19 protein-coding genes are annotated in these 14046 nt (G+C 43.7%); 14 read left to right on the forward strand and 5 right to left on the reverse strand.

Annotated elements, in window-relative coordinates:
• Nucleotides 1-3 precede the first annotated feature (3 nt).
• The 3 genes from ctaF to BW931_RS04240 all read left to right on the forward strand — a co-directional run bounded on the left by ctaF (nt 4) and on the right by BW931_RS04240 (nt 1960).
• Nucleotides 4-330: a cytochrome c oxidase subunit IVB gene (ctaF, locus tag BW931_RS04230; protein ID WP_076570260.1), complete on the forward strand. Its 327-nt coding sequence runs from the start codon at nt 4-6 to the stop codon at nt 328-330.
• A 254-nt stretch (nt 331-584) separates the two neighbouring features.
• On the forward strand, nt 585-1502 hold the full coding sequence (gene ctaG / locus BW931_RS04235; RefSeq protein WP_076570263.1) for a cytochrome c oxidase assembly factor CtaG: 918 nt from the start codon (nt 585-587) through the stop codon (nt 1500-1502).
• Between the two features lie 2 nt (nt 1503-1504).
• A complete protein-coding gene (locus BW931_RS04240; RefSeq protein WP_008589712.1) occupies nt 1505-1960 on the forward strand; it encodes a DUF420 domain-containing protein in 456 nt (151 codons plus the stop codon).
• A 157-nt stretch (nt 1961-2117) separates the two neighbouring features.
• Here BW931_RS04240 and ytvI read toward each other — a convergent pair whose 3' ends face one another.
• A complete protein-coding gene (gene ytvI, locus BW931_RS04245; protein ID WP_076570266.1) occupies nt 2118-3176 on the reverse strand; it encodes a sporulation integral membrane protein YtvI in 1059 nt (352 codons plus the stop codon).
• 82 nt (nt 3177-3258) lie between these two features.
• Nucleotides 3259-3630: a YugN family protein gene (locus BW931_RS04250; protein ID WP_008589716.1), complete on the reverse strand. Its 372-nt coding sequence runs from the start codon at nt 3628-3630 to the stop codon at nt 3259-3261.
• Between the two features lie 183 nt (nt 3631-3813).
• Between BW931_RS04250 and BW931_RS04255 the strand changes: the two genes are divergently transcribed.
• Entirely contained in the window at nt 3814-4248 is a 435-nt protein-coding gene (locus tag BW931_RS04255) for a YlbF/YmcA family competence regulator (RefSeq protein WP_008589718.1), read from the forward strand.
• A 16-nt stretch (nt 4249-4264) separates the two neighbouring features.
• On the forward strand, nt 4265-4540 hold the full coding sequence (locus tag BW931_RS04260; RefSeq protein WP_008589720.1) for a YlbG family protein: 276 nt from the start codon (nt 4265-4267) through the stop codon (nt 4538-4540).
• A gap of 80 nt (nt 4541-4620) precedes the next feature.
• Here BW931_RS04260 and BW931_RS04265 read toward each other — a convergent pair whose 3' ends face one another.
• Nucleotides 4621-5004: a DUF7147 family protein gene (locus tag BW931_RS04265; protein WP_008589722.1), complete on the reverse strand. Its 384-nt coding sequence runs from the start codon at nt 5002-5004 to the stop codon at nt 4621-4623.
• A gap of 214 nt (nt 5005-5218) precedes the next feature.
• Between BW931_RS04265 and rsmD the strand changes: the two genes are divergently transcribed.
• The 3 genes from rsmD to BW931_RS04280 all read left to right on the forward strand — a co-directional run bounded on the left by rsmD (nt 5219) and on the right by BW931_RS04280 (nt 7478).
• The gene (gene rsmD / locus BW931_RS04270; RefSeq protein WP_076570269.1) at nt 5219-5776 is read left to right on the forward strand and encodes a 16S rRNA (guanine(966)-N(2))-methyltransferase RsmD; all 558 of its coding nucleotides are present in this window, start codon (nt 5219-5221) and stop codon (nt 5774-5776) included.
• A 1-nt stretch (nt 5777) separates the two neighbouring features.
• Nucleotides 5778-6260, forward strand: coding sequence for a pantetheine-phosphate adenylyltransferase (gene coaD / locus BW931_RS04275; RefSeq protein ID WP_076570272.1), 483 nt, complete (start codon nt 5778-5780; stop codon nt 6258-6260).
• Between the two features lie 201 nt (nt 6261-6461).
• Nucleotides 6462-7478 (forward strand): SepM family pheromone-processing serine protease, encoded by a 1017-nt coding sequence (locus tag BW931_RS04280; protein WP_076570275.1) that lies wholly within the window; start codon nt 6462-6464, stop codon nt 7476-7478.
• Between the two features lie 120 nt (nt 7479-7598).
• On the opposite strand, the gene BW931_RS04285 is transcribed toward BW931_RS04280, so the two are convergent.
• Nucleotides 7599-8798: a nucleotidyltransferase gene (locus BW931_RS04285; RefSeq protein ID WP_008589729.1), complete on the reverse strand. Its 1200-nt coding sequence runs from the start codon at nt 8796-8798 to the stop codon at nt 7599-7601.
• 143 nt (nt 8799-8941) lie between these two features.
• Here BW931_RS04285 and BW931_RS04290 point away from each other — a divergent pair, with 143 nt between their 5' ends.
• The 3 genes from BW931_RS04290 to BW931_RS04300 all read left to right on the forward strand — a co-directional run bounded on the left by BW931_RS04290 (nt 8942) and on the right by BW931_RS04300 (nt 10549).
• A complete protein-coding gene (locus tag BW931_RS04290) occupies nt 8942-9457 on the forward strand; it encodes a YceD family protein (protein WP_008589731.1) in 516 nt (171 codons plus the stop codon).
• Nucleotides 9458-9506: 49 nt separating this feature from the next.
• On the forward strand, nt 9507-9680 hold the full coding sequence (rpmF, locus tag BW931_RS04295; protein ID WP_008589733.1) for a 50S ribosomal protein L32: 174 nt from the start codon (nt 9507-9509) through the stop codon (nt 9678-9680).
• A gap of 125 nt (nt 9681-9805) precedes the next feature.
• A complete protein-coding gene (locus tag BW931_RS04300; protein WP_008589735.1) occupies nt 9806-10549 on the forward strand; it encodes an enoyl-CoA hydratase/isomerase family protein in 744 nt (247 codons plus the stop codon).
• Nucleotides 10550-10609: 60 nt separating this feature from the next.
• Here BW931_RS04300 and BW931_RS04305 read toward each other — a convergent pair whose 3' ends face one another.
• Entirely contained in the window at nt 10610-11098 is a 489-nt protein-coding gene (locus tag BW931_RS04305; protein ID WP_008589736.1) for an N-acetyltransferase, read from the reverse strand.
• A gap of 147 nt (nt 11099-11245) precedes the next feature.
• Between BW931_RS04305 and BW931_RS04310 the strand changes: the two genes are divergently transcribed.
• From BW931_RS04310 to mraZ, 3 genes are all read left to right on the forward strand, one after another.
• Nucleotides 11246-11629: a DUF3397 family protein gene (locus tag BW931_RS04310; RefSeq protein ID WP_076570278.1), complete on the forward strand. Its 384-nt coding sequence runs from the start codon at nt 11246-11248 to the stop codon at nt 11627-11629.
• A gap of 133 nt (nt 11630-11762) precedes the next feature.
• Nucleotides 11763-13382, forward strand: a complete 1620-nt coding sequence (gene bshC, locus BW931_RS04315; protein WP_008589740.1) for a bacillithiol biosynthesis cysteine-adding enzyme BshC — start codon at nt 11763-11765, stop codon at nt 13380-13382.
• 218 nt (nt 13383-13600) lie between these two features.
• Nucleotides 13601-14032 (forward strand): division/cell wall cluster transcriptional repressor MraZ, encoded by a 432-nt coding sequence (gene mraZ / locus BW931_RS04320; protein ID WP_076570280.1) that lies wholly within the window; start codon nt 13601-13603, stop codon nt 14030-14032.
• Nucleotides 14033-14046: the final 14 nt, after the last annotated feature.

Consider the following 14046-nt stretch of genomic DNA (forward strand, 5'->3'; position numbering starts at 1 on the left):
GCGATGTCGGAACGTACGGAGAACGTATCAAGGCACAAATTGAATGTACGGAAAGATGAGAACAAAGAAGAAATGGTGCAGCAGGTCATTACTTTTGCGCTCATGATCCTGTTTACCCTTATTGCTTTTAGTATGGTAATCCTGGACATCAGTTCTTATTTCATAAAACCGACACTTCTTTTACTAGCTGGAGTTCAGGTAGCATTCCAGTTGTTCTATTTTATGCATATGAAGAACAAAGGGCATTTCATGCCGACCATCATCATGTTCGGCGGAATGACAATTGCACTTGCAACTATTATTACTTTTACTACAATCATTTGGTGGTAAAACAAAAACCGGGGGCTCTCCTCCGGTTTTTTCGTGTAAAAGTATATAAATTCCACATCCGTTTTTCCTTCAGCTAAATTCCTGAGAAGACTGACATAATATTTGGGGAGAAGAAAGGAATTGAAAGATGTGCAGAGAAAGAACTTCAACTAAGCAAATTTGACATTTTAGAAAACAATAGGGTATATATCTATTATTTTCGAACGTTGTGATTTAAAATAACAGGTAGCAAGTTATTTTAAGGGGTGAGATAGATGTGGTTAGAATTACAAATATTCGGATTCCGGGCATTGTGGAGCCCTTTCTATATGATTTTCGTTGCCGTACTTGCTTTGGTATACTTTTATCTGACAGGGCCGGGCCGGCGTAATGATAAGGAGAAAGCGACAGGTTTCCAACAGATCACGTTTTTCTCAGGTTTAGTGCTCCTTTACATAGTTAAAGGGTCTCCCATAGATCTAATGGCGCACATCATGTTTGCCGCTCATATGACCCAGATGGCTCTGTACTATCTCGTGTTTCCTTTTCTGATCATTAATGGAGTGCCGGGTGAGGTTTGGAGAAGAATTTTTGACCGTCCGGTAATACGGCCGTTTCTGAAGTTCATTACAAAACCGTTGTTGTCACTATTACTGTTTAGCGGTTTCTTTTCCATGTACCACGTGCCTGCAGTTTTTGATTTCGCCAAATCGAACGAAATCGTCCACGCCGGTTTTTCCACCACTATCCTTTTCTTCGCTTTTTGTATGTGGGTATCCGTCTTCCCTCCTACGGAAGGAGTAGACAGACTCGGACCTTTACTGAAGATAGGCATCATTTTCGGAAGTGGTGTGTTACTGACCCCTGCATGTGCTCTGATTATTTTCTCTGATGCTCCGCTGTATGCGACATATACGCAGTCCGGTGCCTGGATGGACGCTCTCAGTCTATGTGTACCTACCGGAGTTCTTGAAGGGCTGGCAGGTTCACTGAACGGGCCGGAATTCTTTACGTCCATGCCTCTGCTGCAGGATCAGCAGCTTGGCGGGATCATCATGAAAATAATGCAGGAAGTTATTTTTGCGGCTATCATCGGGCACATCTTTTTCTCATGGTTCAACAAGGAACGAAATATAATCGATCCTATACCGGAAGTAACGATGGAACAAAATGAATATGTACAGGAGAGATAACAATGCCCTTATTGCCGACAATTAGTACAACTTTTATTGTACTAAGTGCTGTTCTGGTGGGGATCGGCTGGATTCTCATAGCTAATGATAAAAGATCAGCTCATAAGAAAGTTATGCTTGCAGCTGCACTCAGCGCTCTGATATTTTTCATAATTTACGTAAGCCGGACCGTCTTCGTCGGAAATACAAGCTTTGGAGGACCTGAGGAATACAAGATTTATTATACGGTATTTCTGATTTTCCATATAACGCTTGCGACAACCGGAGCGGTGTTCGGTATTATCACGATCATCCTTGCGCTTAAACGGAATATTAAAAAGCATCGCAAGATCGGACCGGTCACCAGTATCATATGGTTTTTTACTGCGATAACCGGAGTGGCCGTCTATCTTCTGCTATATATTATATATGACGGGGGAGACACGACCAGCGTCATTAAAGCGATTCTGGGTACATGATCGGTAGCGTAAATAGAAAATTCAGGAAAAATTACAAAAAGCGGTCTGTACGGGGGAAAGCCCCAAGCAGACCGCTTTTTATGAGGAATATTATATTTATTTACGTCATTTTACTGAAATTCCTCACGAGTGAAGATTAATGTGAGAAACAGGTATATTAAAGTCTTACATTCAACTTGATCAGCCCGGCTTCTTTAGCGGAATTGAAGGCTATGATGACGAGAGGACCTACGAAAAATCCAAGTACCCCTATCAGTTTCAGACCTATATACATTGCTACAAGAGTAGCGAGCGGGGACAGGCCAATCTGTGTTCCCATGACTTTGGGTTCGACCGTACGTCGTATGGCCAGCAGGACGATAGCTAGCACCATAAGTTGAGTTCCGGTCGCAACATCTCCGGTAGCGTACATGTAAACGGACCAGGGGCCTATAATGGCGATGGAACCGATAATCGGAATGAAATCTACTGCCCAGGTGATCAGAGCCATAAGAATAGCGACTTCGGGTGAAATGAAGAGAAGTGCCACCAGCGTAACTACAAATATAATGATACTGACCTGGAACTGTGCTTTCAGAAAACCGAATACGACATAGCTGAGACGTGCATTCATGAACTGAACCTTTTCGGAAGTTTCTTCGGTCAAGTAGGAATGCATTTTCGTTTTCAGCCTTGGCAGTTCCAGCATAAACAGAAAGAGAGCGATCAGGTACACGAGCAGACTTACTATCAGATTAGGTATTTTAGCTGCCAGTGCAGTTACATTTTCTATGTTTAATGTATCGGTAAGTCTTTCGGTGGACCTTTCCAAACTCTCTTCGATACGATTGGAAGTCTCGTCAATGAACTCCTTAGGCAGCATTTCTGTAAGGTTGTTCATATTATCTTTTAAATCGATGACTACCTGGTTCAGCTGGGAAATATAAAGAGGGGCGTTATCAATCAGATGTATGATTTGAGCTACAGCTCTTGTTACGGCGAATGTACCTACGAGCCCTAGAAGTAAAAGAAACAAGAGAAATACGATAGACACGGCAAATTGCCGGCCTATATGGAACCTATACTGAAACCAGCGTACCGACGGGTTCAGAAATAGGGCGGTGATGAAGGCGATTATGAGGGGAACTGCTACAGGCAGTATGAAATAAGCTGCTGCGAGCCCGATAATTGTAAGAAAGATCAATGTCCATTGACGTTTAGTTATTTGTTTAAACAACGCGGGGCCGTGTCTCCTTTCCCTTAAGAAATCGTTCGAAAAAAGAGTCGCCCATCATTCACGATGCGCGACTCCCAATCCATTACTCGTCTGTCTGGTTCGCTTTTGCCGGAGCCTGTACTTTGCTTATCAAATAATGAGACTTATCGATTAAATCTTTGGAGAATCCTTCTTCCTCACCATACTCGACTCCATGAGGATAATAATGCTTTCCGAGCAGCGGAGTCATAAGTTTCATAACGGCATTTCCTTTATCTACGTCTCCACTGAGAGCATACCCCTGGATTCTTACGTAATAAGTGATGTTCGTTTCAGGGGATTCGATTTTATGATCGTATGTAACCCTTTCATAGTCCCAGGATCCGCCGAGCATAAACCCGTTTGATTCCATGATACGTGTCAACGTCTTCACGTCGAGTACTAAATCTTCGATACCAGTGTTTTCTAATTTCATACTCTCCACCTCACAACAAATTATGTATAGTTAACATTTTATTATGAAAAGAAGAAAGTTGCAATTAAACCGGAAGGGTTTATCGTTAATTTTAGTCTTTTTCACGCGAAAGGGGAATTTCTCAAGAACGATTTTCTTATGTGTATTAGTCTGATATGATAAAGGAGGAGGTGAATCCCTTTTATGCTAGCTACTATGGAAATTGTAGACTTGTTGGATAGATCGGAAGAGATAGGCCAGATAATAATGAAATCAGACGTTATGGAAGAGTTCTATGAGGCGAAATCCGACCTTGCCAAAGATGAAGAAGCTCAGACTCTCATACGTAATTTTAATAAAATGAAAGATCAATATGAAGAAGTGCAGCGTTTCGGAAGATATCATCCCGATTACAGTAAAATTATGAAAAGTATCCGAAGTGTGAAAAGAGAAATGGATATGCACCCGAGCGTCGCCCGCTACAAGCGTGCTGAACGTGAACTTCAGAAGCTGCTCGATGATATCAGCCAGGACGTGGCTTTCAGCGTAAGTGAACAGATTAAAGTCCCACGGAACGGGATGGTGTTCACAGACACCGGCTGTTCATGCGGCAGTGGCGGCGGCTGTGGCTGTTCTTAAGAAGGATGTGTGAAACATGAGAGTTAAAAGACAGGGGATTATCGTTTATTTTCAGCAGATGAAAAATGTTCGTCACCTGAAGAAATACGGGCATTTGATTCACGCTTCCAAAAAACGGAAATATGCGGTTATTTACGTGAACCGGGAAGAACTTGAGGAAAAGATGGAGACACTGAATAAATTATCTTATGTACTCCGCGTGGAACCTTCCTGGAAACCGCAGGTAGAAACGGATTTTGAAAACGCCAAGCCCGATAAAGCTAAAGAATATGACTATAAGTTCGGTATATAGTTACGATCACGCATTCTTATAGATATATTAACCCTGACCGGGCACAAATGACCTGGTCGGGGTTATTTAGTTTTGAACGATCACGTAAGCCTTGCCAGGGCCTTGTTACTTCTTAATATTCCTATCAGATACTGATAGTATAAATCAGTTTCAGGAAACATCGTAGATGGTTTTAGCGTATATTCCTGAATTTCCACTCCGATTTCGTCCGTCATTTCTTTGAACAGATCGAACCTGGTGTTCGGAATCTCATGAGGATTTGGTATTCCTTCCCTGCATATATATATGGGCTGAAACTTTTCGGCCGGCTTCATTATTAAGGCGAGAGACGTTTTCGGTTTTCCGTCAATTTCGCTGTGAAAAGCAAGGGCGGCTTCAACACGGGCGGGCATACGTTTCCCCAGTTCAACAAGTTCATAGATATCCGTGTAACCTTCCCCCAGTTCAATGAATTTCTGTCTCATAAGTATTTCTCCTTTCTTCCCTGCATCATTATTACTCTAGCACGCCAGCTCTTTGTAATAAACCGTTTATATAAAACAGTGGTCAGTCCTTTCACTAATGACGACCGAGTGGAGCATCGATAAATAAAAATACATAGTTCGGGTGAATGATGATTTTTCTGCAGGACGTTTTATGGTAGCATTAAGAAAAACCTTGTAACAGGAGGTGATCAGCATGAGAGTAATAAGCGGCAGTCACAAAGGGCAGCGTCTCTATTCTGTACCCACACACAACACAAGGCCTACGACTGATAAAGTTAAAGAAGCTATATTCCAGATCATTGGTCCTTACTTTGACGGGGGCAAAGTTTTCGACTGCTTTGCAGGAAGCGGAGGCCTCGGGGTCGAATGTCTCAGCAGGGGAGCAGAGGAGGCAGTTTTCATAGATAAAGAACCCGCAGCTATTAAAACGATATGGGACAACCTCAAATCTCTGAAGCTCGAGGAACGCTCTGAAGTCTTCAAAACCGATGCATACAGAGCTATGAAAGCAGCCGGGAAGAGGGGGCTCACTTTTTCTTACGTATTCCTTGATCCCCCCTATAAGAAATTTTCTTATGAAGAATTACTGAAAAACCTTCAGGAGTATCAACTTCTCGAGGAAAAAGCTATAATAGTGTGCGAACACGATGTGTCAGAATCGCTGCCTCAGCAGGTAGGTTCTGTATTTATGTTCAAGCAGGAAGAGTACGGCTCTAATATCGGAGTGGCGTTTTATAAGAAGGAGGGATAATATGGCCGGTTTAGCGATTTGCCCCGGGAGTTTCGATCCGATTACATACGGACATCTTGATATCATAGAACGGGCTGCCAGAGTGTTTGACGAAGTACGGGTCGTAGTTTTTAATAATCAAAGTAAATCTCCGCTTTTTTCTGTGGAGGAAAGAAAAAAATTGATTAGGGAGTCTACGGTCGGGATAAGCAACGTGACGGTGGAGAGTTACGGCGGACTACTTATGAAGTACGCAGAAGAAGCCGGGGCTGAGGCGATTATACGAGGCTTGAGAGCAATCAGTGATTTTGAATACGAGATGCAGATCACTTCAATGAACCGTAAATTAAATGAAGAGATTGAAACGTTTTTCGTAATGACGAATAATCAGTATTCGTTCCTCAGTTCAAGCATCGTCAAGGAGATAGCGAAATATCAGGGAGAGATTACCGGGCTTGTCCCGGAAGTCGTGGAAAAGGCTCTGCAGGAACGTTTCAAAAGATGAGCGTCCACCTGTCCTGACAGGAAAGTTGATCAAAAAGTATGTATACGTGAACCCGGAGTGTGAAAAATAAGGGTTCACGTATTTTTATTTACGTGACAGGGATTGCTGTACTTCCTAAACGACGGGATGTAAAATATATTTGTGTTTCAGTAAAGCAGACCTGCTTCAGACGTTCTGTACAGGTAAGGAAGGAGTAAGGGTATGAGTCCGAACAGAAAAACGATTATAGCTATTGTTATTACTGCACTGATAACTGCTGTGTTATTTTCTTATCAGTTACCATACTATGTTTACAAGCCCGGTACCGCCGAGGCTCTTGATCCGGTTATAGAAGTGGATGGAGGATACGCAAGTGAAGGCGATATGCATCTCGTTACAATCCGTGGAGGTCAGGCGACTGCAGTTCAGTGGCTGCTTACTCAATTCAGACCCTATTATGAGTTGATGCCGCTTGATGAAGTCAGGCCGGAGGGTGTATCCGAACAGGAATACTTCCACGCGCAGCTGCAGATGATGGAAACCTCCCAGGAAGCAGCCCAGGTGGTGGCATACGAAGCTGCCGGAAAGCAGATCGATATCCAGTATGACGGTGTTTACGTGATGCAGCTGGTAAAAGGTATGCCAGCCGCAGATCGTCTGCAGTCCGGTGATCGTATAGTGGAAGTTGACGGTCAGGAAGTAAAAGAGTCCAGCGACCTTATTAACTACGTGGAAAACAAAAAAGCCGGGGAAAGCGTCTCCCTTCTCATCGAGAGAGAGAAAGGGACGCTGACAAGGGAAGTCGAACTGGCTCCTTTTCCTGACAATGAAGAGAAAGTGGGGATAGGTATATCCCTTGTAACCGACCGATCTGTAGAGGTGGATCCGGAAGTAAGTGTCGAAAGCGGAGAAATTGGCGGACCAAGCGCCGGACTGATGTTTTCACTTGAGATTTACGACCAGTTGACGGAATATGATTTAACATCCGGCAAAGAAATAGCCGGTACAGGAGAAATAAATTATGATGGTGAAGTCGGGAAGATCGGTGGTATCGACAAAAAGGTAGTTGCAGCTGATGAAGAAGGGGCTTCTGTTTTCTTTGCACCTAATGAAGAAGGAGCGGAGGATTCCAACTATAAAATAGCCGCACAGACTGCCGAGGACATCGGTACAGATATGGAGATCGTTCCGGTGGATACGTTCCAGGAAGCGGTTGACTATTTGAAGAAGAATAAATAAAAGCTTTACTTCGTTTAAAAGCCTGTTCAGTTTTCACCGGCCCTTCCGGATTTCCTTCATTACGGGAATCCGGGAGAGCCGGTGTTTTATCGAATATGTTTAAGCTAAGATATTCGGAGTTTAAACGAATAAAGGGGGGAGTTTTTCCCGGTGGTAACTTTCTACTCTTTGATTTCCCGAAAGAGGGTAAAGGTAGGTCCTTTGAGCTTTCAGATCAATGTCGAAGAGCGGATGATCGATTTGTTTAAGCTGAGTCACTAATGGAACTTCTATATATTTTTTCTGTTCGGAAAGGTATTGTCTCCCCCGTTTATTCATACCGAGTATTCGGACGTATGGTACAGATTCGTTCAGAAGATAGCTGTCTTTTTTTCTTGTATTCGTTATTAAATGAACGAATATGCGCTGCAGTCTCGTCCAGGTGTATCTCTTCGTTTTGACGGACTCCATCATTTCCTGGAACGAACTGCTTCTGTTGATGCTTGATAACAGACGGTGTTCCAGTCCTTCTTCGATTCCGTGGATCTGCCTTAATTCTTCGGGGGAGGATGTCCACAGCAGATGTTGAATGAGAGGGAAATAGTCTTCGAACTGATGAAACTTCCCTTTATCTTTTATGTAATTATGGAGGGATTGTACTGTAGAATCCGGAAGAGCCTGTTTTACTCCTTCCGTGATTTCTCCCTTTGTATGTATCTCTCTGCGAATGCTTGTAGCGCTGGCGATTTTCCCTTTGATTATTTCATCGTGATATTCACTCTCAATACGCGTAATCGTCTCCGGTTTTATATGAGGAGCAAATTGCTTTATTGCTTTTACGTAGCTGTAACCGAGAATGTTGTTCGGCTGCGATAAATCAAGTTCATCGACGCCGATAGCCCGGTAAGCCAGGCGTGATGCTTCCGGATAGGACATCCCCTCATCCAGAAAAGAGGTTAAATGTTCGTCAAATTTCCCCTGGTTGTCTTTCCATTTACTGTGGGAGTTGACGAAAGGAGCAATGTTTCCCTCTTCACTGCCGAAACAGATGGAAGAGACGTTCAACCTGTCCAGAGTCTCAACAGCCCCTTTGCTGAAATAGTCCCCGTGCTGAACCGCAAACAAATGAGGCAGTTCAACCACTAGATCCACGGACTGCAGAAGGGCGGATCTCGCTCTTTCCCATTTATCCATTATAGCCGGCTCTCCACGCTGTAGAAAAGGTCCGCTCATGACAGCGATGATACAGTCAGCGCCGGTTTGTTTCCTCGCCTGTGTTACATGAAAGTCATGGCCGAGATGGAACGGGTTGTATTCCACGATAATACCTGAAGCTTGCATAGGATCTTCCTTTCCTGCTATATTTGCATTCCTTTCCTTTCTATCTTAACATTAGATAAAGATAAGCGATGGTGTAAAGAAAAAATGTTGACAAAACGTTTATTTGGTTTTAAAATTACTCTTGTTGTCATGAGGTGATGACCGTGAAATTTCCAATACAAAAAGTAAAACAGGCAGGGGACAACCCTTATCATTTTGAAGGGGATGTGGACCTTTCCTCTTTGGAGGATGCCAAAAATGATATCCGGGAAATTTCTCCTGTTTCGGTAACCGGTCAGGCAGAAATGAAAGGAGAAAACATATCAGTATCGATGACCATTGAAGGAGATATGATTCTTCCTTGTGCCAGAACGCTGGTGGATGTTCCTTTCGTATTTAATATTCAGGCTACGGAATACTTCAATCTTTCTCCTTATTATGAGGAGGAGGATGACTCGGAAGTACACCCGCTGCATGGAGAACTGCTTGACTTGACTCCTTATATAAAGGAGAATGTGCTATTGGAGGTTCCCTATCGTGTCTTTTCGGATGATCCTGACGTCGTCCCTCCGAAAGAAGGAGATGGCTGGGAAGTCGTGGACGAGAAACCGGACTCTGAAAGCAAAATAGATCCTCGATTAGCTAAACTGGAATCATTATTAGATGAAAAAGAGAAATAGAGAGGGCATCGACCGCTCTTCTCTTTACTTATAAAGGAGGTGGACAGCAATGGCAGTACCTAAGCGCAGAACGTCCAAAAAGGTAAAAAATCAACGTCGTACGCATAAAAAATTGAGTGCTCCTAAATTGGTGGCATGTCAAAATTGCGGAGAGATGACGAAGCCACACCGTGTGTGCAGCTCTTGCGGCCAGTACAATGGCAAGCAAGTAGTCGAAGCATAAAGAAAAGCCTGTGACCGCAGGCTTTTTTTTATGCTTTTTTGTCTTGTTCGCCGATCTTTTCATGTGCAGAAAAAGATGTAGAATGAAAGCAGAGACTTTTAATCTCACCAAGGGGAGTTGATGCAGTGGAAACGGTATATGTCACTTATGAAGAGGACGTGGCTGTGGTTACGTTGAACCGGGAAGATAAAAGAAATGCAGTCAGCAGACAAATGACGATGGAACTCAGGCAGATTACTGAAGAAATTAAAGCGAATGAACAGGTGAAAGCACTTGTACTTACCTCCAGAGGAGAACGTGCCTTTTGTTCGGGAGGAGATCTGAAAGAGCTGCATGGAGATTTATCGGAGGAGGAAGCGTATACGGTTCTTTCTCCGATGAAGGAATTACTTTATGAAATAGCGACGCTGCCGGTGCCGACGCTCGCCTATTTGAACGGAGAAGCGAGGGGAGGGGGGTGCGAACTTGCTACCGCCTGTGATATACGAATAGGAAAAGAAGGAAGCAGGTTCGGCTTTGTTCAGGGAAAACTTGGTATCGTACCCGGATGGGGAGGCGGAGCGCTTCTTTATGAGAGAATTTCTCCGGTCCAGGCTTTCCACTGGTTGACTGCAAGTGAGGTTATTGACGCAGAAGAAGCGAAGCAGCTCGGGTGGCTCCAGGGGTTGGCAAACGAACTGGATCTCGGTATATTCACCAATCGTTCCAAGGAACAGCTCAGGTTCTGGAAAAAACAGCTTATGGAAAATATAGACACTTCAGTACTTTACAGAAAGATGGAAGAGGAAACACGGCAGTCAGCGGCTTTATGGCCGTCCGAAGCTCATAAAAAAGCAGTGAATGCGTTTTTCAGCCGCAAAAATCAATAAAAGTCTGACGGCTTATCGCTAAAAAAGAGCCGTTCTCACTGAACGGCTCTTTCCTGGATATCAGCTGTCTTCTTTCGGTTGTTCGTCCACTCCCTCAGGCAACCATAAGAGAGGGTTCTCCCCGCGGTCTCTTTCCATGTTATAAGTAGCTTTCTGGAAACCGAGACGTTCCCAGAACCCATGAGAGTTAATGCGCGGATTCGTTTTAATAGGCAAATGGTAGCTTTTGGCGAAGTCCACCAGCTGTTTCCCGTAACCTTTGCCCTGATAGTCTTTAAGTACTTCCAGTTTCCATAGTTCGAGATAATCCTGAGGGGGATTGAAATAATTATCATATTTAGCGGAAATTCTATAGAGACTCATTCTTGCAATCATGGCATTACCGATATAAATCCCGAAAAAAGGAGATTCGCTGTTATTTTCCACGATGTTACTCTGTAAATCTTCGAGCATAGTAAGTTCCTGAAGACCATACTCTTTGAAACGTTTGAACTCCTCGAGTGTTTTATAGTTGATTAGTAAAGGCTGCACTTCTGTACTGATACTCATCGACCGTGACGCTCCTTTCGGCAATCTTGCTTCCAACTACATTATAGTATAAAAATTTTCAGAATCAAATGGACTACTTTTACCTGCTATATCTGTTACAAGTTTGCTACAATAGAGTTTGAAAAATGCAGGAAGAAGGTGGGACAGATGCCTGAAAACGACCTTTCGGTCTCGTGGCTGCTTATAATAATAACTCCTATAATCTTCGTTGTGTTGTATATGTTGTTTTTGAAGTGGACGGCAAGGAAAGGAAAAGCATTGCGGGGAGCCGTATATATAAGTACTCCTTTTCTGGTTTTTGCTGTGCGCGAACTTATGAACCTGCTGCTTGGAGGTAACAATTCAGGCTGGGTTATCGTCGCGTTGCTCGTCCTGGTCGGTGTTTCGCTGTATATTCAGTATAGAACAGCTGGAGAAATGAAGTTACGTAAAACTCTTACCAGTTTTCTGAGACTTACTTTCTTTGTGTTTGTCATACTATATATTATGCTTTTGCTAAGTACAGTCGCTGCAGGAGCGCTGAACGTTTAAGATTTGACCTGATTTTAATTGCTGCTTATTCACGTTCCGCGTATGTAAACAGATTAGATGAATGCAGGTTGATTATTATGTACAATGTTATGAGGATGTAAGATACATAGGTGCGTATAAAGGAGAATGTGTGATGAGAATAGATCCGGTACAGTTCGGAGAAACGAATACTTTGATGAAAGATTACCGTTACAATTTCGAGAAATTGGCAAATAAATTCGATTACTTCCCTTTCGTGGAACGTTCATGGGAGGAGCGGTTACATGAACTTCAAAACCGCGACTTCAAAAGAGGGGAAACAGTGGAAATTCTGAAAAAAATGAACGAATATTACGGAGCGGGAGCTGAAACATTAGCCCATATTGAGCGTTTGTACGAGAAAGACTCTACAGTGATGATCGCCGGTCAGCAGGCTGGTTTGCTCACTGGTCCCATGTATACCGTCAATAAAGCTATTTCAGTCATTGAAGCGGCTAAACAGAAAGAAAAAATGCTTGGTAAACCTGTGCTCCCGGTATTCTGGGTAGCAGGAGAAGATCATGACTTTGAAGAAATCAATCATGTTTATCTCGAACAGGACGGTCTGAAAAAACAAAAAATCTCTCAGACGACAGATGGAAAAACTTCAGTTTCCGACGTCGATCTGGACAGCGAAGCTGCAAACGAATTCGTAGAAGCTTGTTTCAGACATCTGCCCGAGTCTATGCATACGAAGGATGTTTACCGGCACGTTCATCATGCACTGGATGGGGCCAGAACGTATTCAGATTTTTTTGCGAAACTCCTCACCAGCCTTTTCAAACATCAGGGGCTGATCGTACTGGACGCTCACGCTCCTTCCATACGTAAGCTCGAAAGCGACTACTTTATTCAGATGATCGAGCATAATGAAGCTATAGCTTCTGGAGTATATGCACAGGAACAGGAAAATAAAAGGCAGGGCTATCCTGTTACTATAGATGCAGAAGTAAGTGATGCCCATCTGTTCTACCACGATGGAAAGCAGCGTGTTCTCCTTATGCGGGAAGGATCCCGTTTTGTGGGTAAGCAGGGGGAAGTGGAATTCAGTGAGGATGAATTATTGATGATAGCCGAGGAAACGCCCGAAAGGCTGAGTAACAATGTCGTCACACGTCCGCTGATGCAGGATCTGCTGCTTCCCTGTCTGGGCTTTGTAGGAGGACCGGGAGAAATAAGCTACTGGTCGGTGCTTAGACCTGCTTTCTCGGAGTTATCGATAAAGATGCCTCCGACACTTCCAAGACTCAGTTTCACCTTTGTCAGTGACAGGATCAAAAACAGGGCAAGAACGGAAGGTATCGATCTTTACGAGGTTCTGCGTAACGGATTAAGTGAGGAGAAAATCAACTTCCTCTCGTCCCACTCTGTAGTTCCTTTGGAGGAAATGAAGAGAGAAATGAAAGAGCAGATCTCGCGTCTCCACGCCCCCTTCCGCAGGGAAGCGGAAAGGACGGGACCCGATGTCTTAGGTTATGCGGAAAAAAACCTTGAATATATGGAGTCGCTTATCGACGATATGGGAGACCGTATATCCAAAGAGCATCGCAAAAAATATGAAAACGTCCTTGCTTTTTATAGTCGTCTTGAAGATGTAATCCGTCCTAAAGGCGGGCTTCAGGAGAGGATATGGAACCCGCTGCCGTTCCTCAATGAATTCGGCTGGGATTTCTTTTCGAAGATCCCGGAATATGAATGGGACTTCCGGCAGCAGCATTATTTGATTTACAGTTAAATATATATAGGGAAAGGCCTCCCGGGGTATGTCGCCAGTGTTCGGCGATACTTGCTCCGGGAGGTTTTTTGTACTTTTTACTATGCTGTTTTCTTTATACGTTTGAAGTGTGGAAAGGGATTAATTCTATTGAAAGATTTTTTTCGTTTTCCGTTAGTTTACTGTGGTACAAAGTGGTGTAGTGTGGTACGCTAAATAAAGAAGGTGGGGTCATTTATATGCTGATGGGGGAACATCGACATAATATGGATTCCAAAGGACGTTTAATAATCCCGAGCAGATTACGGGATTCCCTGGGTGAGTCCTTTGTAGTTACACGAGGACTGGATAATTGCCTGTTCATTTATCCTCCTGAAGAGTGGGGGAAACTTGAGAGGAAATTACAATCCCTCCCCCTGACTAAAAAAGATGCCCGGGCCTTCACGCGTTTTTTCTTATCGGGCGCCATGGAAAGCACCCTGGATAATCAGGGGCGTATTCATATCCCGCTGCCGCTCAGAGAGCATGCTGATCTTGAAAAGGCATGCGTTATCGTCGGCGTCTCCACGAGACTGGAAGTGTGGGCAGAAGATAAGTGGGACAGCTACATGGAAGATTCGCGCCAATCACTAGAATCCTTTTCCGAAAATTTGCTTGATCTTGATTTATGAATAACAGAAACGAG

The sequence above is a fragment of the Salimicrobium salexigens genome, assembly GCF_900156705.1.
Classification (GTDB): domain Bacteria; phylum Bacillota; class Bacilli; order Bacillales; family Halobacillaceae; genus Salimicrobium; species Salimicrobium album.

Bases quoted from the DNA above. Each gene is read 5' to 3' on its own strand.
- ctaF (WP_076570260.1), top strand. From the start codon at position 4: ATGTCGGAACGTACGGAGAACGTATCAAGGCACAAATTGAATGTACGG.
- ctaG (WP_076570263.1), top strand. From the start codon at position 585: ATGTGGTTAGAATTACAAATATTCGGATTCCGGGCATTGTGGAGCCCT.
- BW931_RS04240 (WP_008589712.1), top strand. From the start codon at position 1,505: ATGCCCTTATTGCCGACAATTAGTACAACTTTTATTGTACTAAGTGCT.
- BW931_RS04250 (WP_008589716.1), bottom strand. From the start codon at position 3,630: ATGAAATTAGAAAACACTGGTATCGAAGATTTAGTACTCGACGTGAAG.
- BW931_RS04255 (WP_008589718.1), top strand. From the start codon at position 3,814: ATGCTAGCTACTATGGAAATTGTAGACTTGTTGGATAGATCGGAAGAG.
- BW931_RS04260 (WP_008589720.1), top strand. From the start codon at position 4,265: ATGAGAGTTAAAAGACAGGGGATTATCGTTTATTTTCAGCAGATGAAA.
- BW931_RS04265 (WP_008589722.1), bottom strand. From the start codon at position 5,004: ATGAGACAGAAATTCATTGAACTGGGGGAAGGTTACACGGATATCTAT.
- rsmD (WP_076570269.1), top strand. From the start codon at position 5,219: ATGAGAGTAATAAGCGGCAGTCACAAAGGGCAGCGTCTCTATTCTGTA.
- coaD (WP_076570272.1), top strand. From the start codon at position 5,778: ATGGCCGGTTTAGCGATTTGCCCCGGGAGTTTCGATCCGATTACATAC.
- BW931_RS04280 (WP_076570275.1), top strand. From the start codon at position 6,462: ATGAGTCCGAACAGAAAAACGATTATAGCTATTGTTATTACTGCACTG.
- BW931_RS04285 (WP_008589729.1), bottom strand. From the start codon at position 8,798: ATGCAAGCTTCAGGTATTATCGTGGAATACAACCCGTTCCATCTCGGC.
- rpmF (WP_008589733.1), top strand. From the start codon at position 9,507: ATGGCAGTACCTAAGCGCAGAACGTCCAAAAAGGTAAAAAATCAACGT.
- BW931_RS04305 (WP_008589736.1), bottom strand. From the start codon at position 11,098: ATGAGTATCAGTACAGAAGTGCAGCCTTTACTAATCAACTATAAAACA.
- BW931_RS04310 (WP_076570278.1), top strand. From the start codon at position 11,246: ATGCCTGAAAACGACCTTTCGGTCTCGTGGCTGCTTATAATAATAACT.
- bshC (WP_008589740.1), top strand. From the start codon at position 11,763: ATGAGAATAGATCCGGTACAGTTCGGAGAAACGAATACTTTGATGAAA.
- mraZ (WP_076570280.1), top strand. From the start codon at position 13,601: ATGCTGATGGGGGAACATCGACATAATATGGATTCCAAAGGACGTTTA.